Source organism: Variovorax sp. GW821-FHT09B05 (genome assembly GCF_059418265.1).
Genome location: NZ_JBWKPN010000005.1, coordinates 279625 through 305201 on the forward strand (window position 1 = coordinate 279625; position 25577 = coordinate 305201).

Below are 25577 nucleotides of genomic sequence, written 5' to 3' on the forward strand. Positions count from 1 at the left end.
GACATGACCGCCGAACTCAAGAGCACGAGCGAAGGTCGCACCATGGTGCTGACGATCGCCAACCCCAGCCAGCGCAATGCGCTCGGTCCCGAGATCTATGCCGCCGGCATCGAGGCGCTCAACGGCGCCGAGAACAGCAGCGAGATCCGCAGCGTGGTCATCGTGGGCGAAGGCCCGTGGTTCTGCGCCGGCGGTTCGCTGCAGCGGTTGCAGGCCAACCGGCAGCGCGAGCGCTCGGTGCAGGCCGAGAGCATCGAGGGGTTGCACAACTGGATCGACTCGATCCGCACCTTTCCGAAGCCGGTGATCGCGGCCGTCGAGGGGCCGGCCGCGGGCGCGGGCTTCTCGCTCGCGCTGGCCTGCGACTTCGTGGTGGCCGCGCGCGACGCGGTGTTCGCCGCCTCGTACAGCAACGTCGCGCTGTCGCCCGACGGCGGACTGAGCTGGCATCTCGCGCAGATGCTGCCGCGCCAGCTCGCGAGCGAATGGCTGATGAACGGCGAACGCATCGGCGCCGAGCGCCTGCATGCGCTGGGCCTGGTGAACACGCTGAGCGATCCGGGCCAGGCCCTGGCCGGGGCGCTCGCGCTGGCCGCCAAGCTCGACGAGCGCGCGCCCAACTCGCTCGCGAGCATCAAGGAACTGCTGAGCGAAGGCCGCGGTGCCACGCTCTCGTCGCAGCTCAGCCAGGAGCGCGACCACTTCGTGCGCAACCTGCACCACGCCAATGCCGGCATCGGCATCGCCGCTTTCCTCGAGAAGAAGAAGCCCCAGTACGAGTGAGTACGCGTGACGGGCAGCGGCGCTTCGCGTCGCTCCCGTGACAACCCTACGCCTTTCAGTCGCCGACAGGACAGACCATGGACGACCCCATTCTTACCATCGAAGAACGTGAAGCGATCAACAGTGGTCGCTGGTTCTCTTCCCTCTCCCCTTCGCTCAGGCACGACATCCTCCGATGCGCATTCGTCAGACGGTACAAGGACGGCGACCTGATCGCCGCACGCGGCGATCCGCCCGAGCACTGGATCGCCTGTGCCAGGGGCGCGGTGCGCGTGAGCTCCACGGCCGTCTCGGGCAAGCAGGTGACGCTGACATACGTGGAGCCGGGCATCTGGTTCGGCGACGTGGCGATGTTCGACGGGGACCGGCGCACGCACGATGCCTATGCGCATGGCGACAGCACCATCCTGTGCGTGGCGCGCGCCGACTTCCAGAAGATCCTGGCCGCGCACGTCGAGCTCTACGAGGCACTGATGCGCCTGCAGGCACGGCGCATCCGCACGCTGTTCGGGCTGGTGGAAGACCTCAACACATTGCCGCTGCGCGCGCGGCTCGCCAAGCAGCTCATCCACCTGGTGCGCAGCTACGGCGTGCCCAACCTGGACGACGGCAGCCAGATGCGCATCGGCCTGCAGCTGGCGCAGGAAGAACTCGCGCAGCTGCTGGGCGCCTCGCGCCAGCGCGTGAATCAGGAACTCAAGACCATGGAACGCGAGGACATCATCCGCATCGAGCCGGCCGGACTGGTGGTGCTCGATCGCGCGGCACTGATGCGCGTCTCGGAATCGGATCGATAGCATGAGCCAGGATTTTTCGAACTTCGTCGGCACCCGCGCGGTGTCGCAGCAGCACGCCTTCGACGTCGACGCGCTGTCGGCCTGGCTCGAGAAGAACCTCGAGGGCTTCAAGGGCCCGCTCACGGTCGAGATGTTCAAGGGCGGCCAGTCCAACCCGACCTACAAGCTGGTCACGCCCACGCAGAGCTACGTGATGCGCGCCAAGCCCGGCCCAGTCGCCAAGCTGCTGCCCTCCGCCCATGCGGTGGAGCGCGAGTTCAAGGTGATGAGCGGCCTGGCCGGCACCGACGTGCCCGTGCCGCGCATGCACTGCCTGTGCGAGGACGAGGCCGTGATCGGCCGCGCCTTCTACGTGATGGAGTTCATGCAGGGCCGCGTGCTCTGGGACCAGTCGCTGCCGAACATGAGCAATGCCGACCGCAGCGCCATCTACGACGAGATGAACCGCGTGATCGCGGCGCTGCACACGGTGAAGTACGCCGAGCGCGGCCTCGCCGACTACGGCAAGCCCGGCAACTACTTCGAGCGCCAGATCGGCCGCTGGAGCAAGCAGTACGTGGCCTCGATCACGCAGCCCATCCCCGAGATGGACAAGCTCATGGAGTGGCTGCCGGCGCACATGCCCGCGAGCGCGCGCGACGAGAACATGACCTCGATCGTGCACGGCGACTTCCGGCTCGACAATCTGATGTTCCACGCCACCGAGCCGCGCGCGATCGCGGTGCTCGACTGGGAGCTGTCGACGCTGGGCCACCCGCTGGCCGACTTCAGCTACCACTGCATGTCCTGGCACATCTCGGGCGCGACCTTCCGCGGCATCGCGGGCCTCGACCACGCGAGCCTGGGCATCCCGACCGAGAGCGAATACATACGCAGGTACTGCGAGCGCACCGGTCTCACCACGCCCGAGGCGCTGGCGCCCGACTGGAACTTCTACCAGGCCTACAACCTGTTCCGCATGGCCGCGATCCTGCAAGGCATTGCCAAGCGGGTCGAGGCCGGCACCGCATCGAGCGAGCAAGCCGTGGCCTCGGGCCGCGGCGCCCGTCCCATGGCCGAAATGGCCTGGCAATTCGCGCAGCGAGCATGAGCCTCCCGGCTTTTCACGTCGCCCTCCGGCATGTGATCCGCCGCCCCTCGCGGGGGAGGCCCGGCCCGCTCGTGCGCTCACGAAACGCACAACGCACCCTGTGCGCACACGGCCGTACCGGCGGCTAGGCACCACCCGAGCCGCCCGCCCTTCACCCCCAACGGAGACCCCCATGGATTTCGAATACTCGGCCAAGACCAAAGACCTCCAGAAGCGCGTCAGCGCCTTCATGGACGAGCACATCTATCCCGCCGAAGCCGAATACAGCGCCGAACTCGCGGCCAACACGGCAGCCGGCAAGCGCTGGACCGCGCTCAAGACCGTCGAGAAGCTCAAGGACAAGGCCAAGGCCCAGGGCCTGTGGAACCTGTTCCTGCCGGTCGACAGCGCGGCCGCCTCGGGCTACGACGGCGCCGGCCTCACCAACCAGGAATACGCGCCGCTGGCCGAGATCATGGGCCGGGTGCCATGGGCGTCTGAAGCCTTCAACTGCTCCGCGCCTGACACCGGCAACATGGAGACCATCGCGCGCTACGGCTCCGACGCCATCAAGGCACGCTGGCTCAAGCCGCTGCTCGAAGGCCAGATCCGCTCGGCCTTCGCGATGACCGAGCCCGACGTGGCCTCGAGCGACGCGACCAACATCTCGACGCGCATCACGCGCGAGGGCGACGAGTACGTCATCAACGGCCACAAGTGGTGGATCTCGGGCGCCGCCGATCCGCGCTGCGCCGTGTTCATCACGATGGGCAAGAGCGATCCCGAGGCACCCAAGCATTCGCAGCAGAGCATGGTGATCGTGCCGGCCGACGCCAAGGGCATCCGCATCGTGCGTCCGCTCAACGTGATGGGCTACGACGACGCGCCGCACGGCCACGTCGAGATGTACTTCGAGAACGTGCGCGTGCCGGTCGACAACATCCTGCTCGGCGAAGGCCGCGGCTTCGAGATCGCCCAGGGCCGGCTCGGCCCGGGACGCATCCACCACTGCATGCGCCTGATCGGCCTGGCCGAGCGCGCGCTCGAGCTGATGTGCCGCCGCGCCTCGTCGCGCGTGGCCTTCGGCAAGACCGTGGCCTCGCAGACCGTGACGCAGGAGCGCATCGCCGAGGCACGCTGCAAGATCGACATGGCCCGCCTGCTCACGCTCAAGGCCGCCTGGCTCATGGACGTGGCCGGCAACAAGGTCGCGAAGAACGAGATCGCGATGATCAAGGTGGTGGCGCCGAGCATGGCCTGCCAGGTGATCGACTGGGCCATGCAGGTGCATGGCGGCGGCGGCATGTGCGACGACTTCCCGCTCGCCTACGCCTATGCCGGCGCACGCACGCTGCGCTTCGCCGACGGTCCGGACGAAGTGCACCGCAACGCGATCGCCAAGTGGGAGCTGGGCAAGTACGCCCCGGGCAAGGCCGAGGCCGAGATGCCGGTCACGCGCTTCTGAGCGAGCGGCTTCCCCAAAAGAAAAGGGCGCGATCTTCGCGCCCTTTTTTTCTGCCGCCCGTGAAGAAGGCTCAGAGCTTCTTCTGCATGAACATCGCGCTGCCGAAGGCCGGGTCGAGCTGGTAGTCGGCGAAGCCTTCGCGCTCGTAGGCCTTGCGCGCGGACACATTGCCCGACAGCACCTCGAGCGTGAGCTTGCAGGCGCCGCGCGCGCGGGCCTCCTGCTCCACCTTCTCGAGCATGCGCTGCGCGAGCCGCTGGCCGCGGTGGCTGGGCGCCACGACCACGTCGTGCACGTTCACCAGCGGGCGGCAGGCGAAGGTCGAGAAGCCCTCCACGCAGTTGATCAGTCCGACCGGCTGGCCGTTGTCGTAGGCGAGCACGCTGAAGGCCTGCGGCCGTGCCGCGAGCGCGGCCGGCAGGTCGGCGCGCACCTGCGCGCTCAGGGGCGTGCCACCACCGGCCGGATCGCGCGCATAGCCGTCGAGCAGCTCGACCAGCGCCGCGGCCTGCGCGGCGTCGCGGTAGTCGGCGAGCACGACCTCGATCGTCACTTCGCGCCTTCCACCGTGGCCACGAGGCGCCTGGCGCTGGCCTCGGCCACCTGCGCGTCGCGTGCCTCGACCATCACGCGCAGCAGCGGCTCGGTGCCGCTGGCACGGATCAGCACGCGGCCGGCATCGCCGAGCTCGGCCTCGATGCGCTTCGTTTCGCTGGCCAGGGCTGCGTTGTCCTTCCAGTTCTGGCCGGGCGAAAGGCGCACGTTGATCAGCGTCTGCGGGAACAGCGTCACGCCTTCGAGCAGCTGCGCCACGCTCTTGCCGCTGCGCACGCAGGCCTGCAGCACCTGCAGCGCGCTCACGATGCCGTCGCCGGTGGTGTGGCAGTCGAGCGCCAGCAGGTGGCCCGAGCCTTCGCCGCCCAGCAGCCAGCCGTGCTTCTCGAGTTCCTCGAGCACGTAGCGGTCGCCGACCTTGGCGCGCACGAACTCGATGCCCTGCCCGCGCAGCGCCACCTCGACCGCCTTGTTGGTCATCAGCGTGCCGACCACGCCGGCCGGCTTGTTGCCGCGCGCAATGCGCTCGGCCACCATCAGGTAGAGCAGCTCGTCGCCGTTGAAGAGACGGCCGCTGGCGTCCACCAGCTGCAGCCGGTCGGCGTCGCCGTCGAGCGCGATGCCGTAGTCGGCCTTCTGGGCCGTCACGGCGGCGATCAGGGCTTCGGGGTGCGTGGCGCCGAAGCCGTCGTTGATGTTGAGGCCGTCCGGCGTGCAGCCGATGCTCTGTACCTCGGCGCCCAGTTCGTGGAACACGTCGGGCGCCACTTGGTAGGCCGCGCCATGGGCCGCGTCGACCACCAGCTTCAGGCCGCGCAAGGTGAGGTCGTTGGAGAAGGTGCTCTTGCAGAACTCGATGTAGCGGCCGGCCGCGTCATTAAGACGGCGCGCCTTGCCCAGGCCGGCCGACTCGGCCCAGACCGGGTCTTCCTCGAGCGCGGCTTCCACCGCGAGCTCCCATTCGTCGCTGAGCTTGGTGCCCTGCGCGCTGAAGAACTTGATGCCGTTGTCGGGGTAGGCGTTGTGGCTCGCGCTGATCACCACGCCGAGGCTGGCGCGCTGCGCGCGCGTGAGATAGGCCACGCCCGGGGTCGGCAGCGGACCGAGCAGCACCACGTCGACGCCGGCCGAGTTGAAGCCCGATTCGAGCGCCGACTCGAGCATGTAGCCCGAGATGCGGGTGTCCTTGCCGATCAGCACGGTGGGCCGGGTCTCGGTCTTCTTGAGCACGCGCCCCACCGCGTGCGCGAGGCGCAGCACGAAGTCGGCGGTGATCGGCGAACGGCCGACGGTGCCACGGATGCCATCGGTGCCGAAGTACTTGCGAGTCATGTTCTTGTCTTTTCTCGGGATGTTTGAAGGAATATTTTTGGGGGAAACCTGGCCCGGCTGCCGTGGCAATCCGATGGCTATGCGGCGGCCTTCATCGCACGCCAGACCGCGAGCGCGGCGACCGTGTCGCGCACATCGTGCACGCGCACGATGGCAGCACCATGATCGACCGCGAGCACGGCGGCGGCCACGCTGGGCACCCTACGCTGCGCGGCCTGCTCGATGCCGGTGACGGCGCCGATCGAGGACTTGCGCGACCAGCCCAGCAGCAGCGGATGGCCCGCGCCGAGCAGCTCGCGCTGCCGGGCGAGCAGCGCGAAATTCTGCGCCACGGTCTTGCCGAAGCCGATGCCGGGGTCGAGCGTGATGCGCGCGGGCGCAATGCCGAGGGCGCCCAGAGCGTCGAGCTGCACGCGCCAGAAGTCCAGCACCTGCGGCACGACCTCGCCGTCCATCGGCGCGGCCTGCATGGTCTGCGGATCGCGGTGCATGTGCATCAGGCAGATGCCGCACGACGGATGCGCGGCGACCGCCTCGCGCGCGCCAGGCTGGCGCAGCGCCCAGATGTCGTTGACGATGTCCGCGCCGAGGTCGAGCACCGCGCGCATGACCTCGGGCTTGTAGGTATCGATGGAGATCGGTGCGTTGAGCTTCACCGCCTCGCGTACCACCGGCAGCACGCGCGCCAGTTCGGCCTCGAGCGGCACGGCAGGACTGCCGGGTCGGGTGGATTCGCCGCCGATGTCGAGGATGTCGGCGCCCTCCTTCAGCAACTGCTCGCAGTGGCGCAGCGCGGCCGCGGTGGAGGCGTGGGCGCCGCCGTCGGAGAAGGAATCGGGCGTGACGTTCACGATGCCCATCACGCGCGGTTGCGCGAGGTCGATCGTGAAGCGGGAGGTCTGCCAGACGGACATGATCGGAAGCGTCGTCATGCGGCTGCGACGGCCCGAACATGGAAAACGGGGCCTGAGGCCCCGTTGCTGTTTGATGCCAGACGCACTTCTCAGGCGGCGGTCGGCGAAGGTTCCGGATTCACGGCCGGCGTGCCGCCGTTGCCGCCACCGTTGCTGCCCGAGGGGGGCGTGCGCGGCGTCCAGTCCTTGGGCGGGCGCGGCTCCTTGCCGGCCATGATGTCGTCGAGTTGCTCGGAGTCGATGGTTTCCCATTCGAGCAAGGCCTTGGCCATGGCGTGCATCTTGTCGCTGTTCTCCTCGATCAGGCGACGCGCCAGCGCGTACTGGTCGTCGATGATGCGGCGCACTTCGGAGTCGACCTTTTCCATGGTCTGCTCGCTCATGTTCGTGGTCTTGGTGACCGAGCGGCCCAGGAACACTTCGCCTTCGTTCTCGGCATAGACCATCGGGCCGAGCGCATCGCTCATGCCGTACTTCATGACCATGTCGCGCGCCAGGTTGGTGGCACGTTCGAAGTCGTTGCTCGCGCCGGTGGTCATCTGGTGCATGAACACTTCCTCGGCGATGCGGCCACCGAACAGCATGCTGATCTGGTTCAGCATGTACTCGCGGTCGTAGCTGTAGCGGTCCTGCGCCGGCAGGCTCATGGTCACGCCGAGGGCGCGGCCGCGCGGAATGATCGTGACCTTGTGGACCGGGTCGCACTTGGGCAGCAGCTTGCCGATGAGGGCGTGGCCGGACTCGTGGTAGGCCGTGTTGCGGCGCTCTTCCTCGGGCATGACCATGCTCTTGCGCTCGGGGCCCATGAAGATCTTGTCCTTGGCCTTCTCGAAGTCCTGCATCTCGACCACGCGCGCATTGCGGCGGGCGGCCATCAGGGCGGCTTCGTTGCAGAGGTTGGCCAGGTCGGCACCCGACATGCCGGGCGTGCCGCGCGCGATCACGCTCGGGTTCACGTCCTGGCCCAGCGGGACCTTGCGCATGTGCACGCCGAGAATCTGTTCGCGGCCGCGGATATCGGGCAGCGTGACATAGACCTGGCGGTCGAAACGGCCCGGACGCAGCAGTGCGGCGTCGAGGATGTCGGGACGGTTGGTCGCGGCCACGACGATCACGCCGAGGTTGGTTTCGAAGCCGTCCATCTCGACCAGCATCTGGTTGAGGGTCTGCTCGCGCTCGTCGTTGCCGCCGCCGAGGCCGGCACCGCGCTGGCGGCCCACCGCATCGATTTCGTCGATGAAGATGATGCAGGGGGCGTTCTTCTTGGCGTTCTCGAACATGTCGCGCACGCGGGCCGCGCCCACGCCGACGAACATTTCGACGAAGTCGGAACCCGAGATCGAGAAGAACGGGACCTTGGCTTCGCCGGCGATCGACTTGGCCAGCAGGGTCTTGCCGGTGCCGGGCGGGCCGACCAGCAGCAGGCCGCGCGGAATGCGGCCGCCGAGTTTCTGGAAGCGCTGCGGGTCCTTGAGGAAGTCGACGACTTCACGCACCTCTTCCTTGGCCTCGTCGCAGCCCGCGACGTCGGCGAAGGTGACGGTGTTGTTGTTCTCGTCCATCATGCGCGCCTTGCTCTTACCGAAGCTGAAGGCACCGCCCTTGCCGCCGCCTTGCATCTGTCGCATGAAGTAGACCCACACGCCGATCAGCAGCAGCATCGGGCCCCAGCTGACCAGCAAGGTCATGAGCAAGGAGCCCTCCTCGCGCGGCTTGACGTCGAACTTGACGTTGTTGGCGATCAGGTCGCCGACCAGGCCGCGGTCGAGGTAGGTGGCCGTGGTGCGGATCTTGCGGTCGTCGTTGGTGATCGCGACGATCTCGCTGCCGCCCTGGCCTTCCTGGATCGTGGCGCTCTTGATGCGGTTGCCGCGAACTTCCTCAAGGAAGTCGGAATAACCGATATTGCCTGCGCCGGCGGCGCCGCGGGTGTCGAACTGCTTGAACACAGTGAACAACACCATCGCGATGACAAGCCAGACGGCAACCTTGGAAAACCACTGATTGTTCAAACGAAGCTCCAGTCGAAAGCGCGTGACGGGAAGATGAAAATACGCGCTTGGGTACGCAGTTGCGCCCCATTTTAGGCTTTTCAAGCTGCGAAAAGCTCGGATTTCCCTAAAGCAGCCATAGCCTGACAAGGGTTTGGGCGGTTTTCGGTATCAACGCGTATCAGACGCCGGTTTTCAAGCCGATTCCGACCATGAAGGTCTCGGACGATCGGTCGCGCGAAGCCTTTGGTTTGAACGGCTTCACGATGCGGAAATGGGCCTTGAAGAGCTTCACAAGCTGGTCGTAGCCGCTGCCGTGGAACAGCTTGGCCACCAGCGCCCCTTCGGGCTTGAGGTGGTGCTGCGAGAAATCGATGGCCAGCTCGATCAGGTGGGCGATCCGCGCCGCGTCGGCCGACTCGATGCCCGAGAGGTTGGGCGCCATGTCCGACACCACCACGTCGGCCTTGCGGCCGCCGAGCGCCTCGGTGAGCTGCACCAGCACGCTGTCCTCGCGGAAGTCGCCCTGCAGGAAGTTCACGTCCTCGATCGGCTCCATCGGCAGGATGTCGATCGCCACGATGGTGCCCTCGAGCGCGCCCGTGGCGGCCCCGCCCGGCGACATGCGCCGGCGCACGTACTGGCTCCAGGCGCCTGGGGCCGACCCGAGGTCGACCACCAGCTGGCCGGGCTTGATGAGGCCCAGCGCCTCGTCGATTTCCTTGAGCTTGTAGGCCGCGCGGGCGCGGTAGCCCTCCTTCGTGGCCAGTTTCACGTAGGGATCGTTGATGTGGTCGTGCAACCACGCCTTGTTGACTTTGTTGGACTTCGCCTTGGTGCTCATGGATTGGCCTGGGTGCCGGGCCCCGGTTTCTTCGGGGGCCGGCGGCTCGGCTCGTGGAGGTGCTGATCTACGTCCGATAATACGGGGATGCCCGCCATTCAACTTACCCCTGCCGAGCGCAAGGTGCACCGCGCCGAAGCTCACCACCTGGATCCGATCGTCATGGTCGGTGGCGACGGGCTCACCCCTGCCGTGAAGAAAGAGGCCGATGCGGCCCTCAAGGCCCACGGCCTCATCAAGGTGCGCGTCTTCTCCGACGACCGCGCCGCGCGCGAAGCGATGCTGCAGGAGCTGGCCGACGAGCTCGATGCCGCCCCGATCCAGCACATCGGCAAGCTGCTGGTGCTGTGGCGTCCGAAGCCCGAGAAGGAACGCGTCGTCGACGAGGACCGCATGCCCGGCCCGCGCGACGTGAAGATCGTCAAGTACAGCAAGCGCGGCGGCCAGCGCCCCGAGATCAAGACCCTGCGCGTGCTCGGCAACCAGCGTCTCACGCCCGGCGGCACGATCAAGCGCGCCAAGGCCAAGCGGCCGCTGTCGGCCAAGAAGCGCAACCAGGCGGACTGAGCTTGGCGCCAGCACAGGGCGCCACGCGCCATATCCTCTGCATGAAGTGGGGCACCAAGTACGGCGCCGAGTACGTCAACCGCCTCTACGCCATGGTGCGCCGCCACCTGAGCGGCGATTTCCGCTTCGTCTGCCTGACCGACGACGGTCAGGGCGTACGGCCCGAGGTCAGCTGCCTGCCGATCCCGCCGCTGAACCTGCACCTGGCACCGGGCCAGCGCGACGGCGCCTGGAAGAAGCTGACGACCTTCGAGGCCGACCTGCACGGCCTGCGCGGCACCGCCCTCTTCCTCGATCTCGACGTGGTGATCGTCGGCAGCCTCGATGCCTTCTTCGAGCAGCCCGGCGACTTCCTCATCATCCGCGACTACGACCGCTTCTGGCGGCGCGGCCGCATCACCGGCAACTCCTCGGTCTACCGCTTCGAACTCGGCGCGCATGCCGACGTGCTCGGCTATTTCCGTGCCAACCTCGACAAGGTCCAGGCCCAGTACCGCAACGAACAGACCTACCTGTCCGACGTGCTGCACAAGCAGGGCAAGCTGGCCTACTGGCCCGACGGCTGGTGCCCGAGCTTCAAGTACCACGGCATCCCGGCCTGGCCCTCCAACTACTGGAAGGCGCCGTTCGTGCCGCAGGACGCGCGGATCATGGTGTTTCACGGCGAGGTCAACCCGCCCGATGCGCTGGCCGGCCGGCGCAACCGGCGCTTTCGCTACATCCGCCCGGCGCACTGGGTCGCCGAGCACTGGACCGAGTAGGTCCTTCCGGACTTCAGCGCGGCCGCTGGCCGCCGCTCATGCGCCAGAGCAGCACGCTGGCGCACAGCCACTGCACGAGGTACATGCCGCTGCCCACCGAGTGCCAGAGCTTGAGGTTCTCGCGCGCCACGATGCGCGGCGCCACGGCGTACTGCTGCAGCAGCGCGAGCAGCATGGCGGCCAGCACCAGGAACAGGGCCGTCAGCACCGGCGCGGTCATGCCGTCGTCGGCCTTGGCGCGGAAATGGATCAGCAGGATCAGTCCGCACAGCAGCGCGATCCAGCTCTGGGCCTCGAACAGCTGCGCCGCGAAGTTGCCCGCCACCGAGGGATTGCCGAGCCGCGCGAACAGCATCGGCACGACGAGAAAGCCGATGGTCGTGAGGCTGCCCCACCAGAGGGCGGCCAGCATCAGCGCGACACGGTCTTTCATCGCGATGCCACTCAGAGGTAGCTGACCGCCACGATCTCGTAGCGCTTGAGGCCGCCGGGCGTCTGCACCTCGACGCTGTCGCCCTCTTCCTTGCCGATCAGCGCGCGCGCGATCGGGCTCGACACGTTGATCAGGCCCTGCTTCAGGTCGGCTTCGTCCTCGCCCACGATCTGGTACTTGACCGGATCGCCGCTGTCCTCTTCCTCGAGCTCGACCGTGGAGGCGAACACCACCTTGCCGCCGGCATCGAGCTCGGTCGGGTCGATCACCTGCGCGGCCGAGAGCTTGCCCTCGATCTCGATGATGCGGCCCTCGATGAAGCCCTGGCGGTCCTTGGCGACTTCGTACTCGGCGTTTTCGCTGATGTCGCCCTGGGCGCGTGCCTCGGCGATGGCATTGATGATCGCGGGCCGCTCCACCGTCTTGAGGCGGCGCAGTTCGTCGCGCAGCTTCTCCGCGCCGCGCTTGGTGATGGGGATGGTTGTCGCCATATATCGTTCTCCATAAAGCGAAACCGCCGAACGCTGCCGTTCGGCGGTCGATGGGGGAAGGCTCTCAAACGAGAGGTCGTCCGGTCAGCCGGCTCAGGATGGCGAGCGGGCTCGAAGCGGGATTGTATTGCTTCGCCGCGTCCAGGTGCAGGGTCTGTTCGAGCATGTATTGCCCGGCCATCACCGCGTGCGAGGTCTGGTCGGAGAAGCACACCCAGACCGAGCCGGGCGGGAACTCGGCGTTCTCCTGCGGCGAGGTCTTCTGGTAGTCGAGGTCCGACTTCATGCCGTCGTGCAGCTGCAGCATCAGGTGGTCGTATTCGCTGCGGAAGGACTTGGTCACGTGCAGCGCCTGCAGCAGCCTGGCCTGCCAGCGCGCATAGGGCTTGGCGCGCGGCAGGAAGCGGCGCGCGATGTCCTCGAAGGGCTCGCCCACGCGCCACACGCGCGGCGCGCCGTCGGGATTGACGTTGGTGAACACGCGCAGGATGCGCTCGCCGTAGTTGGGACGCGAGGGAAAGGCGTCGACGTGCAGCCGCCGGTCGTCGGCGCGCCACGACTGCACGCGCGTCTCGACCTGCGCCGGGCGGTAGCTGGTGGGCGCGAGCCGCAGCGCGGGCGTGTAGTGCGGCAGCAGCCCGTGGATAAGCTGCTGCGCCTGTGCGCGAAAGCGCCCGACCATGCCGGCCGCGAGCCGTTGCACCGCCTCGTCGCCCACGGCGCCCTTGAGCTTGCCGTTGGCATCGAGGCTGATGTTGCGCACGTCGGGCGACAGCAGCGCGGGCGTGAGCAGCGCGCGTTCCTGCGGCAGCAGCTCGAAGCCCAGCCGCGGAAAGTACAGCACCTTGCCGGCCTCGAGTTCCGCGATCCACGCCTCGTTGGGCGTGGCCGCGTTCCAGTCGTTCAGTGCCAGTTCGACGAGCTGCGTTTCCATGGCGAGGCTCAGGCCGTGGCCAGCTGCGCGTGCATCTCCTGCACCGAGATCACGTCGAGGTCGTCCATGTAGCGCATGCCTTCGACCGCGGCTTCGGCGCCGAAGATCGTGGTGAAGGTGGTCACGCGCGCCAGCAGCGCCGAGGTGCGGATCTGGCGCGAGTCGGTGATCGCGTTGCGGCGTTCCTCGACCGTGTTGATGACCAGCGCGATCTCGTTGTTCTTGATCATGTCCACGATGTGCGGGCGGCCTTCGGTCACCTTGTTCACCGTCGCGCATTCGATGCCCGCGGCATTGATGGCCGCGGCCGTGCCCTTGGTCGCGATCAGCACGAAGCCGAGCTGCGACAGGCCGCGCGCGACTTCCACCGCGCGCGTCTTGTCGTTGTTCTTCACCGAGATGAAGACCTTGCCCGACTTCGGCAGGTGCGTGCCGGCGCCGAGCTGCGACTTCACGAAGGCCTCGCCGAAGGTCTTGCCCACGCCCATCACCTCGCCGGTCGACTTCATCTCGGGGCCGAGGATGGTGTCCACGCCCGGGAACTTGACGAACGGGAACACGGCCTCCTTCACGCTGAAGTACGGCGGCGTGACTTCCTTCGTCACGCCCTGCGACGCGAGCGACTGGCCCGCCATGCAGCGTGCTGCCACCTTGGCGAGCTGGATGCCGGTGGCCTTGCTGACGTAGGGCACGGTGCGCGAGGCGCGCGGATTGACTTCGAGCACGTAGATCGCGTCCTTGCCGTCCTTCTGCTGGATCGCGAACTGCACGTTCATCAGGCCGACCACGTTCAGCGCCTTGGCCATCGCGGCGCTCTGGCGCTTGAGCTCGGCCACGGTCTCGGCCGACAGGCTGTAGGGCGGCAGCGAGCAGGCGGAGTCGCCCGAGTGCACGCCGGCCTGTTCGATGTGCTCCATCACGCCGCCGATCAGGGTCTGGCCCTCGGCGTCGCGCAGGCAGTCGACGTCGCATTCGACGGCGTCGTTGAGGAAGCGGTCGAGCAGCACCGGCGAGTCGTTGCTGACCTTGACCGCCTCGCGCATGTAGCGCTCGAGGTCGCGCTGCTCATGCACGATTTCCATCGCGCGGCCGCCGAGCACGTAGCTCGGGCGCACCACCAGCGGATAGCCGAGGGCCGCGGCCTTCTCGAGGGCTTCGGCCTCGGTGCGCGCGGTGGCGTTCGGCGGCTGCAGCAGCTGCAGTTCGTGCAGCAGCTTCTGGAAGCGCTCGCGGTCTTCGGCCGCGTCGATCATGTCGGGCGAGGTGCCGATGATCGGCACGCCGTTGGCCTCGAGGTCGAGCGCGAGCTTCAGCGGCGTCTGGCCGCCGTACTGCACGATCACGCCGACCGGCTTTTCCTTGTCGACGATCTCGAGCACGTCCTCGAGCGTCAGCGGCTCGAAGTACAGGCGGTCCGAGGTGTCGTAGTCGGTCGACACGGTCTCGGGATTGCAGTTGACCATGATGGTCTCGTAGCCGTCCTCGCGCATCGCGAGCGCGGCATGCACGCAGCAGTAGTCGAACTCGATGCCCTGGCCGATGCGGTTCGGACCGCCGCCGAGCACCATGATCTTCCTCTTGTCCGTCGGATCGGCCTCGCACTCGTCTTCGTAGGTCGAGTACATGTAGGCGGTGTTGGTCGCGAACTCGGCCGCGCAGGTGTCGACGCGCTTGTAGACCGGGCGCACGCCCAGGGCGCGGCGCTTCTCGCGGATGGCCGTGTCCGTGGTCTTCAGCTGCTTGGCGAGCCGGCGATCGGAGAAGCCCTTCTTCTTCAGCGCGAGCAGCGTGTCCTTGTCGATGTCGTCGAGCGACTTGGTTTCCAGCTCGAGCTCGATCTTCACGATCTCCTCGATCTGCACCAGGAACCACGGGTCGATCTTGGTCAGCGCGAACACTTCGTCGACGCTCAGGCCCATCGCGAAGGCATCGCCCACGTACCAGATGCGCTCGGGTCCGGGCTCGCCCAGTTCCTTTTCGAGCACTTCGCGGTCCTGCGTCTTCTCGTTCAGGCCGTCCACGCCCACCTCGAGGCCGCGCAGGGCCTTCTGGAACGATTCCTGGAAGGTGCGGCCCATGGCCATCACCTCGCCCACCGACTTCATCTGCGTCGTCAGGCGCGAGTCGGCCTGCGGGAATTTCTCGAAGGCGAAACGCGGAATCTTGGTGACCACGTAGTCGATCGAGGGCTCGAACGACGCGGGCGTGGCACCGCCGGTGATCTCGTTGCGCAGCTCGTCGAGCGTGTAGCCCACGGCCAGCTTGGCCGCGACCTTGGCGATCGGGAAGCCGGTGGCCTTGGAGGCCAGCGCCGACGAACGCGACACGCGCGGATTCATCTCGATGACGACCATGCGGCCGTCCTTCGGGTTGATGGAGAACTGCACGTTCGAGCCGCCGGTGTCGACGCCGATCTCGCGCAGCACGGCCAGCGAGGCGTTGCGCAGGATCTGGTATTCCTTGTCGGACAGCGTCTGCGCGGGCGCCACGGTGATCGAGTCGCCGGTGTGCACGCCCATCGGGTCGAGGTTCTCGATCGAGCAGACGATGATGCAGTTGTCGGCCTTGTCGCGCACGACTTCCATCTCGTACTCTTTCCAGCCGAGCAGCGATTCCTCGATCAGCAGCTCGTTGGTCGGCGAGGCTTCGATGCCGCGCTTGCAGATGGTCTCGAACTCGTCCGGGTTGTAGGCGATGCCGCCGCCGGTGCCGCCGAGCGTGAAGCTGGGGCGGATCACGGTCGGGAAGCCGAGCGTCTTCTGCACGGCCCAGGCTTCGTCCATCGTGTGCGCGATGCCCGAGCGCGCCGACCCGAGACCGATCTTGGTCATCGCGTCCTTGAACTTCAGGCGGTCCTCGGCCTTGTCGATGGCTTCGGGCGTGGCACCGATCAGCTCGACCGGCTTGCCCGTGGCCGCGCCCTGGTACTTGTCGAGCACGCCGTTGCGCCAGAGGTCGAGCGCGCAGTTCAGCGCGGTCTGGCCGCCCATGGTCGGCAGGATCGCGTCGGGGCGTTCCTTGGCGATGATCTTCTCGACCGTCTGCCAGGTGATCGGCTCGATGTAGGTGACGTCGGCCGTGGCCGGGTCGGTCATGATCGTCGCGGGGTTGCTGTTGATCAGGATGACCTTGTAGCCCTCCTCGCGCAGCGCCTTGCACGCCTGCACGCCGGAGTAGTCGAACTCGCAGGCCTGGCCGATGATGATCGGGCCGGCGCCGATGATGAGGATCGATTTGAGGTCTGTGCGCTTAGGCATGCTCTTTCTCCGTCTTTTCCGTATTGTTCTTTTCCATGAGTGCCGTGAAGCGATCGAACAGGTAGCCGATGTCGTGCGGGCCGGGCGAGGCTTCGGGGTGGCCCTGGAAGCAGAACGCCGGCTTGTCGGTGCGGGCCAGGCCCTGCAGCGTGTTGTCGAACAGGCTCACGTGCGTGGGGCGCAGGTTCGCCGGCAGCGACTTCTCGTCGACCGCGAAGCCGTGGTTCTGGCTCGTGATGCTGACGCGGCCGCTGTCGAGGTCCTTGACCGGATGGTTCGCGCCGTGGTGGCCGAACTTCATCTTGAAGGTCTTCGCGCCCGAGGCCAGCGCCATGATCTGGTGGCCCAGGCAGATGCCGAAGGTCGGGATGCCGGTCTCGATCAGTTCCCTGACCGCGCTGATCGCGTAGTCGCAGGGCTCCGGGTCGCCGGGACCGTTGGCCAGGAAGATGCCGTCCGGTTTGAGCTTGAGCACGTCGGCCGCGGGCGTCTGGGCCGGCACCACGGTGATGCGCGCGCCGCGCTGGGCGATCATGCGCAGGATGTTCTTCTTGACGCCGTAGTCGAAGGCCACGACGTGGAAGCGCGGCGTGATCTGCACGCCATAGCCCGGCTTGCCGTTCGAGTTGGCGAGCTTCCACTCGGTCTCGGTCCACTCGTAGGTCTGCTGCACCGACACCACCTTGGCGAGGTCGAGGCCGGCCATGCTCGGCGCGGCCTTGGCGGCGGCGATGGCCTTGTCGATCAGCGCCTGGGTGACCGCTTCCCCTTCGGCCAGTCCCAGGATGCAGCCGTTCTGCGCGCCGTGCGTACGCAGGTGGCGGGTCAGCTTGCGGGTATCGATGTTGGCGATGGCGACGGTCTTGCCCTCCACCAGGTACTGCGACAGCGTCGCGGTATGGCGGAAGTTGGAGGCGATCTGCGGCAGGTCCCGAATGATGAGGCCCGCGGCATGGATCTTGTCGGCTTCGATGTCCTCGGGATTGACGCCGTAGTTGCCGATGTGCGGATACGTGAGCGTCACGATCTGCTGGCAGTAGCTCGGGTCGGTGAGGATTTCCTGGTAGCCGGTCATCGCGGTGTTGAACACCACTTCACCGACGGTGGAGCCGGTGGCTCCGATCGAGTTGCCTTGAAAGACCGTGCCGTCTGCGAGCGCCAGGATGGCGGGCGGGAAACTTCCCTTGAGAGACAAAAGCACTGGGTTCTCCGGATGGTTACGGTCGCCCGGCATCCAGGGCTTTGAAGCCTTGGGACTGCTGCTTAAGGGGAAGATGGCGTGGAATGCGGCCGGGCGACGCTGATTTGCGAGTAAGCCCCCGATTGTAGCCCGGCGGCCGTCGCCTCTTGCCTCGCGGGGCATGAAGATTCGCTTGCCCGTACACCAGCCATGCGTCAATGGCATGAACCCGGCGGGCAACTGAGAATGTTTCTTATCTTTTCAGGGTGGCCGCGCCGCTGGCGTGCAGGCAGATGGCGGCGGCCGCGGCCACGTTGAGCGACTCCTCGCCCCCGGGCTGCGCGATGCGGATGTGGTGCGTGGCCAGCGCCTCGAGCGCGGCCGACACGCCCTGACCTTCGTGGCCCAGCAGCCAGGCGCAGGGATGCGGCAGCTTCGCCTCGTGCAGCCAGTCTCCGCGGTGCGAGCTTGTGGCGACCAGCGGCACCGCCAGCGCCTCGAGCGCCGCGGCATCGACCCCCTCGATCAGCCGCAGGCCGAAATGGGCGCCCATGCCGGCGCGCAGCACCTTGGGCGACCAGAGCGCCGCCGTGCCCTTGAGCGCGATCACCTGCTGGAAGCCGAAGGCCGCGGCACTGCGCAGCACGGAGCCGACGTTGCCGGCGTCCTGCAGCCGGTCGAGTACCACGGTGGGCGCCTCGGGCAGCACCGCGGGCCGTTCGGGCAGCTCGAGCAGGAAGCCCATCGGCGCCGGCGATTCCAGCCCGCTCGCCGCCTTCAGCAGTTCGTCGTCGACGACCACCGTCTTGGTGGCATCGCGCGACCATTCGACCGGTGCCTGCGGCCAGAACGACAGCGAGAACACGGCCACCGCCGGCGTCACGCCGCGCGCCAGCGCCGCGCGGCACAGATGGTCGCCTTCGAGCCAGATGCGGCCCAGCTTGCGGTAGGCGCCCGGATCCTGCGCCAGCTTGCGCAGGTCCTTGAGCAATGGGTTGTCGCGCGAGCTGATGCGGCTCGGGCCGGCGGGCGTGGTCATCGGATCAGGGCGCCGGGCGCAGTTCGATGGCCACGACCTGGGTCTGCACCGACACAGCGGGCAGCGGCGATTCGACCTGGGCGACCTGAACGACCGGCACCGCCGGCGCCATGCGCGCCAGCGCGGCCGCCACCGGACTGAACGAGCGCCGGTGGTGCACGCAGGCGCCATGCTGCAGCAGGGCCTCGAGATGCTCGGGCGTGCCGTAGCCCTTGTGGCCCGCGAAGCCGTAGTGCGGAAACTCCTGGTGCAGCTGCTCGCAGAGCCGGTCGCGGTGCACCTTGGCCAGGATCGACGCGGCCGAGATCGCCTTCACGCGCGCGTCGCCCTTGACGATGGCCTCGGCCAGCACGTCGAGCTGGGGCAGCCGGTTGCCGTCCACCAGCACCTTGGCCGGCTTCAGGCGCAGGCCCTCGACCGCGCGGCGCATCGCCAGCATGGTCGCCTGCAGGATGTTGTGGGTGTCGATCTCCTCCACGCTGGCCTGCGCGATCGAGCAGCACAGCGCCTGGGCCATGATCTGGTCGTGCAGGCGCTCGCGCTGCAGCGCGGTCAGGGTCTTGGAGTCGGCCAGGCCACGGATCGGGCGCTGGTCGTCGAGGATCACGGCCGCGGCCACCACCGGCCCGGCCAGCGGACCGCGTCCCGCTTCGTCCACGCCCGCCAGCAGGCCAGGCGCGTCCCAGGCCAGGGGCGCCTGTTCAGCCTTCAAGAACTTTCTGGATCGCATCGGCGCACAGTGTCGGCGTATCGCGCTGCAGTTGCACGTGGAGTTCGGCGAAACGCGCCTCGAGCGCGCGCACCCGCTCGGGGGCGTCGAGCCATTCGAGCGTGGCCTGGGCCAGCGCCTCGGGCGACGCGGCTTCCTGCAGCAATTCGGGCACCACGAAGTCGCGGCACAGGATGTTGGGCAGCCCGACCCAGGGCTGGAGCTGCTTGCGCTGCATCATCCGCCACGAGAGGCTGTTCATGTTGTAGGCGATGACCATCGGCCGCTTGAACAGTGCCGCCTCGAGCGTGGCGGTACCGCTGGCGATCAGCGTGACGTCGCAGGCGGACAACGCTGCATGCGACTGGCCGTCGAGCAGCGTCACCGCGTCGCCCAGGCCGCTGGCCTTCAGCAGCGCCTCGACCTCGGCGCGCAGGCCCGGCAGGATCGGCGCCACGAAGCGCAGCGCGGGCCGCGCCTTGCGCATCAGCGCGGCGGCCTCGAAGAAGCGGGCCGCCAAATAGCGGACCTCGGAGCGCCGGCTGCCCGGCAGCAGCGCCACCACCTGGGCGTCGGGCGCGAGGCCCAGCGAGGCACGCACCGCCGCGCGGTCGACCGTCATGGGAATCACGTTGGCCAGCGGATGCCCGACGTAGCTCGCCTGCACACCCTGCGAGGCCAGCAGCTCGGGCTCGAACGGGAAGATGCACAGCACGTGGTCGGCCGCGGCGCGGATCTTCTCGATGCGCTCGGGCCGCCAGGCCCAGATCGATGGGCAGACGAAGTGCACCGTCTTCATGCCGCGGCCGCGCAGGCCGGCCTCGAGGTCGAGGTTGAAATCGGGCGCGTCGACGCCGATGAAGAGCTCGGGCCATTCGCGCAAGAGCCGCGCCTTGAGCTGGCGCCGGATGCCCGCGATCTCGGCGTAGTGGCGCAGCACTTCGATGTAGCCGCGCACCGCGAGCTTTTCCTGCGGCCACCAGCTCTCGAAACCGTGCGCCAGCATGCGTGGGCCGCCGATGCCGGCGGTCTGCAGATCGGGCCAGCGCGCCCGAAGGCCGTCGAGCAGCAGGCCCGCGAGCAGGTCGCCCGAAGCCTCGCCCGCGACCAGCGCAAAACGGCGCGGTTCGGGCCGCTGTGCGTCCTTCTGCATCGCCCTCACCTCAGCGCGCGATGCCGCGCGTCGAGTTGGCGATGAAGGATTCCATCAACGCGATGTCCTCGGCCGCCTCCGGCATCTCGGCGGCCAGCGCGGCAATGCCCGCGCGCGCCTCATCGAGCGTCTTGCCTTGGCGGTACAACAGGCGATGCATCTGCTTGACCGCCGCGAGCCGCTGGGCCGAAAAGTCGCGCCGACGCAGCCCCACGATGTTGAAGCCACGAACCGCCAGCGGATTGCCGTCGACCAGCATGAAAGGCGGCACGTCCTGCGACACCGCGCTGGCGAAGCCGACCATCGCGTGGGCACCGATCGAAACGAACTGGTGAATGCCGGTCAACCCGCCGATCGTGACCCAGTCGGCCAGGTGCACATGACCAGCCAGCGTGGTCTGGTTGGCCAGCGTCGTGTGGTTGTCGACATGGCAGTCGTGCGCGATGTGGGTGTAGGCCATGATCCAGTTGTCGTGGCCCACGCGGGTCACTCCACCCGCCCCCGGCACGCCGAGGTTGAAGGTGCAGAACTCGCGGATCAGATTGCGGTCGCCGATGACCAGCTCGGTCGGCTCGCCGGCGTATTTCTTGTCCTGCGGGATCGCGCCGAGCGAGGCGAACTGGAAGATCCGGTTGTCGCGGCCGATGGTGGTCCGCCCCTCGATCACGCAGTGCGGGCCGATGGTCGTGCCCGCACCGATGCGCACGTGCGGACCGATCACGGTATAGGGACCGACCGCGACCGACGGGTCGAGCTCGGCCTTGGGATCGACGATGGCCGTCGGATGAACCTGCGTCATGCGCCGATCGTCAGGCGTTGATCTGGCGCATCGCGCACATCAGCGATGCCTCGCAGGCCAGCTCGCTGCCCACCAGCGCCCGGCCCTTGAACTTCGAGATGCCGGCCTTCATGCGCTCGATCTCGACCTCCAGCGTGAGCTGGTCGCCCGGCTCCACGGGGCGCTTGAAGCGCGCGCCGTCGATCGCGGCGAAGTAGTAGACGGTGTTGTCGTCGGGCACGATGTCGAGCGAACGGAACGACAGCAGCGCCGCGGCCTGCGCCATGGCTTCGAGCATCAGCACGCCGGGCATCACCGGACGGTGCGGGAAGTGGCCGTTGAAGAACGGCTCGTTCATGGTCACGTTCTTGAGCGCCGTGATGCGCTTGCCCTTCTCCATGTCCAGCACGCGGTCGACCAGCAGAAAAGGATAGCGGTGCGGCAGCAGCTTGAGGATTTGATGGATGTCGAGCGTCGTCGTCATGGTGGTCTGTTCCTGCATCGTCTTCATTGTTGGGAGGGAGCCTTCTCCAGCGCCTTCAGTCGTTCGCGCAGGCTGTGCAACTGCTTGAGCGTTGCAGCGTTCTTTTCCCAGGTCGCATTGTCATCGATGGGGAACATGCCGGTGTACTGGCCGGCCTTGCGGATGGAGCGTGTCACCACGGTGGCGGCGGACACGTGGACGTTGTCGGCCACGCTCAGGTGGCCCAGCACGATGGCACCGCCGCCGAAGGTGCAGTTGGCACCGATGGTCGCACTGCCGGCCACGCCGACGCAGCCCGCCATCGCGGTGTTGCGGCCGACGCGCACGTTGTGGCCGATCTGGATCAGGTTGTCGAGCTTCACGCCGTCCTCGAGCACGGTGTCGTCGAGCGCACCGCGGTCGATGCAGGTGTTGGCGCCGATCTCGACGTCGTTGCCGATGCGCACCGCGCCCAGCTGCTCGATCTTGACCCAGCCCTCCTTGCTCGGCGCGAGGCCGAAGCCGTCGGCCCCGATGACCACGCCCGGGTGCAGCAGGCAGCGCTCGCCGATCGTGCAGTCCTCGCTCACCGTGACGCGCGACTTCAGCACCGTGCCGGCACCGATGCGCGCACCACGCTCGATCACGCACAGTGCGCCGATGCGGGCCGTGGGATCGACCTGGGCCTCGGGATCAACCACGGCCGAGGGATGGATGCGCTCGGCCTCGGGCCGCGCATGGCTCGCCTTCCACAGCTGCGTGAGCCGCGCGAAGTACAGGTAGGGGTCGGGCGTGACGATGCAGGCGCCGCGAGCGGCCGCCGCCTCGCTCATCGCGGGCGACACGATCACGCAGCCGGCCTTGGAGGCCGCGAGTTCCTGCTGGTATTTGGGATGGCTCAGGAAGCTGAGCGCATCGGGCTGTGCATTCTGGAGCGGGGACAAGCGCTCGATGGACAGCGTCGCATCGCCACGAAGCTCGCCCCCGAGGGCGTCAACGATGGCTCCTAGCTGCAGTGCCACGCCGGTACGCGGCGTTACTTGCCGCCCGTGGGCGAGGAAGCGGACGACGGCGTGCTCACCGAGGCGTTGAGCGCCTTGATCACCTTGTCGGTGATGTCGTGCTTCGGGTTGATGTAGATCGCTTCCTGCAGGATCGCGTCGTACTTCTCGGCTTCGGCGACCTGCTTCACCACACGGTTGGCGCGGTCGTAGACCTGCTGGAGCTCTTCGTTCTTGCGGGCGTTGAGGTCTTCCTGGAACTCGCGGCGGCGGCGCTGGAAGTCGCGGTCCTGCTCGATCAGCGTGCGTTGGCGTGCGTTGCGCTGGCTCTCGGGCAGGGCCGCGGCCTCGCGCTCGAACTTCTCGGACGCGGCCTTCAGGGCATCGCCTTGCGTGGTCAGGTCCTTCTCGCGCTTGAGGAACTCGGCCTCGAGCTTGGCCTGGGCCGCCTTCGCGGGCTGCGCCTCGCGCAGCACGCGGTCGGGATTGACGAAGCCGATACGAAATGTTTCCTGCGCCTGCGCCCATGCAGGCGCCGCGATCCATGTCATCGCGGGAATCAGCAACGCGCCTGCCGCGGCGCGAATCAAATGCGTCATTAGAAAGAGGTTCCGATCTGGAATTGCAGGCGCTGGATTCTATCCTTCGGGATCAGGATGACGCCCGTGTTCGGGTCCTGCACTTCCTTCTGCTGGCGCACCGGCACGGCGTAGGCGATCCGCAGCGGGCCGAGCGGGGAGATCCAGCTGATGCCGAGGCCGACCGACGCGCGGATCTTCTTCGAAGCCTTCCACTGCTCGTCGGTGAGGCCGGCCGAGCGCGAGCCGAACACGTTGCCGGCGTCGAAGAAGCCGTACAGGCGCAGCGTGCGGTCGTTGCCGGCGCCGGGGAACGGCGTGCTGAGTTCAGCGTTGAAGATGGCCTTCTTGGTACCGCCGAGCGCAGCGCCTTCGGTCTGGCCGAGCAGCGGCACGTCGCGCGGGCCGAGCGAGTTCTGTTCGAAGCCGCGCACCGAGCCCAGGCCACCGGCGTAGAAGTTCTTGAAGATCGGGTAGACCTTGCCGCCGAGCGCCTTGCCGTAGCCGACTTCGGAGTTGATCGCGAAGGTGTACTGCTTGTTGATCGGGAAGAACTGCTGGTACTGATAGTTGGTCTTGAAGTACCGCATGTCGCCGCCGATGCCGACCTCGAGGTTGGCACGTTGCAGGCGGCCCTTGGTCGGGACCAGCGCGCTGTCGCGGTCGTCGCGCGCCCAGCCCACGGTCAGCGGGATGCCCCAGACGCTGTCGTTCGAGCAGCCGTCGATCACGTCGAAGTTGAGGCCCGGCACCAGGCTGGGAATCGGACGCGTGGTGCAACCGAAGTAGTTGCGGTAGGAGTTCGGGGTCAGGAACGCGTAGGTGTTCTTGGCGTTGAAGGCATAGCGCTCCACGCCGATGCCGAAGAACACAGTGTCGAGTTCGCTGAACGGCACGCCGAAGCGGATCGAGGCGCCCTGGTTGACCAGCTGGTAGTCGCCGTCGACCGCCGTGTTGTATGGGCGGGTCGTGTTGTGATAGACGCTGATCGTGCGCGAGATGCCGTCCTTGGTGAAGTACGGATCGGTGGTGGTCACCGAGATCGTGCGGTTCGACTTGCTGGTGTTGACCTGCAGGCCCAGGTAGTTGCCCGAGCCGAACACGTTTTCCTGCTGGATGCCGAAGGTCAGCGAGACCCGCTCCGCGCTCGAGTAGCCGGCGCCCAGCTGCAGCGAGCCGGTGGGCTTCTCGGCCACGGTGATCAGCAGGTCGACCTGGTCGGGCGAACCCGGCAGTTCCTGGGTTTCGACGTTCACCTCGGTGAAGTAGCCCAGGCGGTCCACGCGGTCGCGCGAGAGCTTGATCTTGTCGCCGTCGTACCAGGAAGCCTCGTACTGGCGGAATTCGCGGCGGATCACTTCGTCGCGCGTGCGGGTGTTGCCACCGACGTTCACGCGGCGCACGTAGACGCGGCGCGAGGGCTCGCCCTGCAGCACCAGCGTCACGCGGTTGTTGGTGCGGTCGATCTCGGGTTTGGCCTGTACGCGTGCGAAGGCGTAGCCGAAGGTGCCGAAATAATCGGTGAAGGCCTTGGTGGTCGCCGTGACCTGCTCGCCGTTGTAGGGCTCGCCCGGCTTGATCGTGACCAGGGTCTTGAATTCTTCGTCGCGGCCGAGGAAGTTGCCGTCGAGCTTGACGCCCGCGACGACGAACTTCTCGCCTTCGGTGATGTTGACCGTGACCGTCAGGTCCTGGCGGTCGGGCGAGATCGCGACCTGGGTCGAGTCGACGCGGAACTCGAGGTAGCCGCGCGTGATGTAGTAGCTCTTGAGCGTCTCGAGGTCGGCATTGAGCTTGGCGCGCGAGTACTGGTTCGACTTGGTGTACCAGCTGAGCCAGCCGCCGCTGTCCTGGTCGAACAGGTCGAGCAGCGTGCTCTCGCTGAAGTCCTTGTTGCCGACGATGTGCACTTCGCGGATGCGCGCCGAGTCGCCTTCGGTGACCGTGAAGGTCAGGTTCACGCGGTTGCGCTCGATCGGCGTGACGGTGGTCACGACCTGCGCGTTGTAGAGGCTGCGGCTCACGTACTGGCGCTTGAGCTCCTGCTCGGCGCGGTCGGCCAGGGCCTTGTCGTAGGGCCGGCCTTCGGTCAGGCCGACCTCGCGCAGCGCCTTCTGCAGCGCCGCCTTGTCGAATTCCTTGGTGCCGACGAAATCGACGTCGGCGATGGTCGGGCGTTCCTCGACGATCACCACCAGCACATTGCCGTTGACGTCGATGCGCACGTCCTTGAACAACCCCAGATCGAACAGCGCGCGGATGGCGGCGGAACCGCGGTCGTCGCTGTAGGTGTCGCCCACGCGCAGCGGCAACGACGCGAAGATCGTTCCGGGCTCCACGCGTTGCAGGCCTTCCACGCGGATGTCGCGCACGGTGAAGGGCTCGACGGCCCAGGCTGCCGTGGCCGCCAGCGTGCTGGCCACCAGTGCGGCAACGCTACGCAGGCGAAAGCGACTGAAGTTTTTGTTCATCTGTGAATTGAT

At 67.3% G+C, this 25577-nt stretch carries 24 protein-coding genes; 6 read left to right on the plus strand and 18 right to left on the minus strand.

The window, feature by feature from the left end:
* The first annotated feature begins 3 nt into the window (after window positions 1-3).
* The 4 genes from AC07RM_RS15555 to AC07RM_RS15570 all read left to right on the plus strand — a co-directional run bounded on the left by AC07RM_RS15555 (window position 4) and on the right by AC07RM_RS15570 (window position 4114).
* A complete protein-coding gene (locus AC07RM_RS15555; RefSeq protein WP_203201183.1) occupies window positions 4-783 on the plus strand; it encodes an oxepin-CoA hydrolase, alternative type in 780 nt (259 codons plus the stop codon).
* A 77-nt stretch (window positions 784-860) separates the two neighbouring features.
* On the plus strand, window positions 861-1580 hold the full coding sequence (locus AC07RM_RS15560) for a Crp/Fnr family transcriptional regulator (protein ID WP_093342235.1): 720 nt from the start codon (window positions 861-863) through the stop codon (window positions 1578-1580).
* 1 nt (window position 1581) lies between these two features.
* Complete coding sequence (locus AC07RM_RS15565; protein ID WP_495335114.1) at window positions 1582-2670, plus strand: phosphotransferase; 1089 nt, start codon at window positions 1582-1584, stop codon at window positions 2668-2670.
* A 172-nt stretch (window positions 2671-2842) separates the two neighbouring features.
* Window positions 2843-4114, plus strand: coding sequence for an acyl-CoA dehydrogenase family protein (locus AC07RM_RS15570; protein WP_093342238.1), 1272 nt, complete (start codon window positions 2843-2845; stop codon window positions 4112-4114).
* A gap of 70 nt (window positions 4115-4184) precedes the next feature.
* On the opposite strand, the gene AC07RM_RS15575 is transcribed toward AC07RM_RS15570, so the two are convergent.
* From AC07RM_RS15575 to AC07RM_RS15595, 5 genes are all read right to left on the minus strand, one after another.
* Window positions 4185-4667, minus strand: a complete 483-nt coding sequence (locus tag AC07RM_RS15575) for a GNAT family N-acetyltransferase (RefSeq protein WP_495335115.1) — start codon at window positions 4665-4667, stop codon at window positions 4185-4187.
* Window positions 4664-6001, minus strand: coding sequence for a phosphoglucosamine mutase (glmM, locus tag AC07RM_RS15580; RefSeq protein ID WP_495335116.1), 1338 nt, complete (start codon window positions 5999-6001; stop codon window positions 4664-4666). The genes AC07RM_RS15575 and glmM overlap by 4 nt, the downstream gene beginning before the upstream one ends.
* A 77-nt stretch (window positions 6002-6078) precedes the next feature.
* A complete protein-coding gene (gene folP / locus AC07RM_RS15585) occupies window positions 6079-6933 on the minus strand; it encodes a dihydropteroate synthase (protein WP_495335117.1) in 855 nt (284 codons plus the stop codon).
* A 71-nt stretch (window positions 6934-7004) separates the two neighbouring features.
* Window positions 7005-8927 carry an ATP-dependent zinc metalloprotease FtsH gene (gene ftsH, locus AC07RM_RS15590; protein WP_057591678.1) on the minus strand — a complete coding sequence of 641 codons (1923 nt, stop codon included), beginning with the start codon at window positions 8925-8927 and terminating at the stop codon, window positions 7005-7007.
* 160 nt (window positions 8928-9087) lie between these two features.
* Window positions 9088-9750: an RlmE family RNA methyltransferase gene (locus AC07RM_RS15595; RefSeq protein ID WP_495335118.1), complete on the minus strand. Its 663-nt coding sequence runs from the start codon at window positions 9748-9750 to the stop codon at window positions 9088-9090.
* 87 nt (window positions 9751-9837) lie between these two features.
* Here AC07RM_RS15595 and AC07RM_RS15600 point away from each other — a divergent pair, with 87 nt between their 5' ends.
* Both AC07RM_RS15600 and AC07RM_RS15605 read left to right on the plus strand, forming a co-directional pair.
* Entirely contained in the window at window positions 9838-10317 is a 480-nt protein-coding gene (locus AC07RM_RS15600; protein WP_093342246.1) for a YhbY family RNA-binding protein, read from the plus strand.
* A gap of 2 nt (window positions 10318-10319) precedes the next feature.
* The gene (locus AC07RM_RS15605) at window positions 10320-11078 is read left to right on the plus strand and encodes a glycosyltransferase (RefSeq protein ID WP_495335119.1); all 759 of its coding nucleotides are present in this window, start codon (window positions 10320-10322) and stop codon (window positions 11076-11078) included.
* Between the two features lie 13 nt (window positions 11079-11091).
* On the opposite strand, the gene AC07RM_RS15610 is transcribed toward AC07RM_RS15605, so the two are convergent.
* The 13 genes from AC07RM_RS15610 to bamA form a co-directional block, all read right to left on the minus strand.
* Window positions 11092-11511, minus strand: coding sequence for a DUF4149 domain-containing protein (locus AC07RM_RS15610; protein WP_495335120.1), 420 nt, complete (start codon window positions 11509-11511; stop codon window positions 11092-11094).
* Window positions 11512-11522: 11 nt separating this feature from the next.
* Window positions 11523-12002, minus strand: coding sequence for a transcription elongation factor GreA (gene greA / locus AC07RM_RS15615; RefSeq protein ID WP_057591673.1), 480 nt, complete (start codon window positions 12000-12002; stop codon window positions 11523-11525).
* 64 nt (window positions 12003-12066) lie between these two features.
* Window positions 12067-12936 carry a Kdo hydroxylase KdoO gene (gene kdoO / locus AC07RM_RS15620; protein ID WP_296776526.1) on the minus strand — a complete coding sequence of 290 codons (870 nt, stop codon included), beginning with the start codon at window positions 12934-12936 and terminating at the stop codon, window positions 12067-12069.
* 8 nt (window positions 12937-12944) lie between these two features.
* Window positions 12945-16193 (minus strand): carbamoyl-phosphate synthase large subunit, encoded by a 3249-nt coding sequence (carB, locus tag AC07RM_RS15625; protein WP_495335121.1) that lies wholly within the window; start codon window positions 16191-16193, stop codon window positions 12945-12947.
* On the minus strand, window positions 16186-17394 hold the full coding sequence (gene carA / locus AC07RM_RS15630; protein WP_093342253.1) for a glutamine-hydrolyzing carbamoyl-phosphate synthase small subunit: 1209 nt from the start codon (window positions 17392-17394) through the stop codon (window positions 16186-16188). The genes carB and carA overlap by 8 nt, the downstream gene beginning before the upstream one ends.
* Before the next feature lie 232 nt (window positions 17395-17626).
* On the minus strand, window positions 17627-18412 hold the full coding sequence (locus AC07RM_RS15635; RefSeq protein ID WP_495335122.1) for a TrmH family RNA methyltransferase: 786 nt from the start codon (window positions 18410-18412) through the stop codon (window positions 17627-17629).
* A 4-nt stretch (window positions 18413-18416) separates the two neighbouring features.
* Window positions 18417-19142, minus strand: coding sequence for a ribonuclease HII (gene rnhB / locus AC07RM_RS15640; RefSeq protein ID WP_495318071.1), 726 nt, complete (start codon window positions 19140-19142; stop codon window positions 18417-18419).
* Window positions 19114-20274, minus strand: a complete 1161-nt coding sequence (lpxB, locus tag AC07RM_RS15645) for a lipid-A-disaccharide synthase (protein WP_296730098.1) — start codon at window positions 20272-20274, stop codon at window positions 19114-19116. Before lpxB ends, rnhB begins: the two co-directional genes overlap by 29 nt.
* Before the next feature lie 10 nt (window positions 20275-20284).
* Window positions 20285-21073 (minus strand): acyl-ACP--UDP-N-acetylglucosamine O-acyltransferase, encoded by a 789-nt coding sequence (lpxA, locus tag AC07RM_RS15650; protein ID WP_093342260.1) that lies wholly within the window; start codon window positions 21071-21073, stop codon window positions 20285-20287.
* A gap of 10 nt (window positions 21074-21083) precedes the next feature.
* Entirely contained in the window at window positions 21084-21563 is a 480-nt protein-coding gene (gene fabZ / locus AC07RM_RS15655) for a 3-hydroxyacyl-ACP dehydratase FabZ (protein WP_177239286.1), read from the minus strand.
* Entirely contained in the window at window positions 21560-22537 is a 978-nt protein-coding gene (gene lpxD, locus AC07RM_RS15660) for a UDP-3-O-(3-hydroxymyristoyl)glucosamine N-acyltransferase (RefSeq protein ID WP_495335123.1), read from the minus strand. Before lpxD ends, fabZ begins: the two co-directional genes overlap by 4 nt.
* 14 nt (window positions 22538-22551) lie before the next feature.
* A complete protein-coding gene (locus AC07RM_RS15665; protein WP_093342263.1) occupies window positions 22552-23115 on the minus strand; it encodes an OmpH/Skp family outer membrane protein in 564 nt (187 codons plus the stop codon).
* A complete protein-coding gene (gene bamA, locus AC07RM_RS15670; protein ID WP_093342264.1) occupies window positions 23115-25565 on the minus strand; it encodes an outer membrane protein assembly factor BamA in 2451 nt (816 codons plus the stop codon). Before bamA ends, AC07RM_RS15665 begins: the two co-directional genes overlap by 1 nt.
* Between the last annotated feature and the right edge of the window lie 12 nt (window positions 25566-25577).

Coding starts and splice junctions, on each gene's coding strand:
- AC07RM_RS15600 (WP_093342246.1), top strand. CDS start 9,838: ATGCCCGCCATTCAACTTACCCCTGCCGAGCGCAAGGTGCACCGCGCC.
- greA (WP_057591673.1), bottom strand. CDS start 12,002: ATGGCGACAACCATCCCCATCACCAAGCGCGGCGCGGAGAAGCTGCGC.
- kdoO (WP_296776526.1), bottom strand. CDS start 12,936: ATGGAAACGCAGCTCGTCGAACTGGCACTGAACGACTGGAACGCGGCC.
- glmM (WP_495335116.1), bottom strand. CDS start 6,001: ATGACTCGCAAGTACTTCGGCACCGATGGCATCCGTGGCACCGTCGGC.
- carB (WP_495335121.1), bottom strand. CDS start 16,193: ATGCCTAAGCGCACAGACCTCAAATCGATCCTCATCATCGGCGCCGGC.
- folP (WP_495335117.1), bottom strand. CDS start 6,933: ATGACGACGCTTCCGATCATGTCCGTCTGGCAGACCTCCCGCTTCACG.
- bamA (WP_093342264.1), bottom strand. CDS start 25,565: ATGAACAAAAACTTCAGTCGCTTTCGCCTGCGTAGCGTTGCCGCACTG.
- AC07RM_RS15610 (WP_495335120.1), bottom strand. CDS start 11,511: ATGAAAGACCGTGTCGCGCTGATGCTGGCCGCCCTCTGGTGGGGCAGC.
- AC07RM_RS15635 (WP_495335122.1), bottom strand. CDS start 18,412: ATGACCACGCCCGCCGGCCCGAGCCGCATCAGCTCGCGCGACAACCCA.
- AC07RM_RS15570 (WP_093342238.1), top strand. CDS start 2,843: ATGGATTTCGAATACTCGGCCAAGACCAAAGACCTCCAGAAGCGCGTC.
- AC07RM_RS15595 (WP_495335118.1), bottom strand. CDS start 9,750: ATGAGCACCAAGGCGAAGTCCAACAAAGTCAACAAGGCGTGGTTGCAC.
- fabZ (WP_177239286.1), bottom strand. CDS start 21,563: ATGAAGACGATGCAGGAACAGACCACCATGACGACGACGCTCGACATC.
- AC07RM_RS15560 (WP_093342235.1), top strand. CDS start 861: ATGGACGACCCCATTCTTACCATCGAAGAACGTGAAGCGATCAACAGT.
- lpxB (WP_296730098.1), bottom strand. CDS start 20,274: ATGCAGAAGGACGCACAGCGGCCCGAACCGCGCCGTTTTGCGCTGGTC.
- rnhB (WP_495318071.1), bottom strand. CDS start 19,142: ATGCGATCCAGAAAGTTCTTGAAGGCTGAACAGGCGCCCCTGGCCTGG.
- AC07RM_RS15555 (WP_203201183.1), top strand. CDS start 4: ATGACCGCCGAACTCAAGAGCACGAGCGAAGGTCGCACCATGGTGCTG.
- AC07RM_RS15665 (WP_093342263.1), bottom strand. CDS start 23,115: ATGACGCATTTGATTCGCGCCGCGGCAGGCGCGTTGCTGATTCCCGCG.
- lpxA (WP_093342260.1), bottom strand. CDS start 21,073: ATGACGCAGGTTCATCCGACGGCCATCGTCGATCCCAAGGCCGAGCTC.
- AC07RM_RS15565 (WP_495335114.1), top strand. CDS start 1,582: ATGAGCCAGGATTTTTCGAACTTCGTCGGCACCCGCGCGGTGTCGCAG.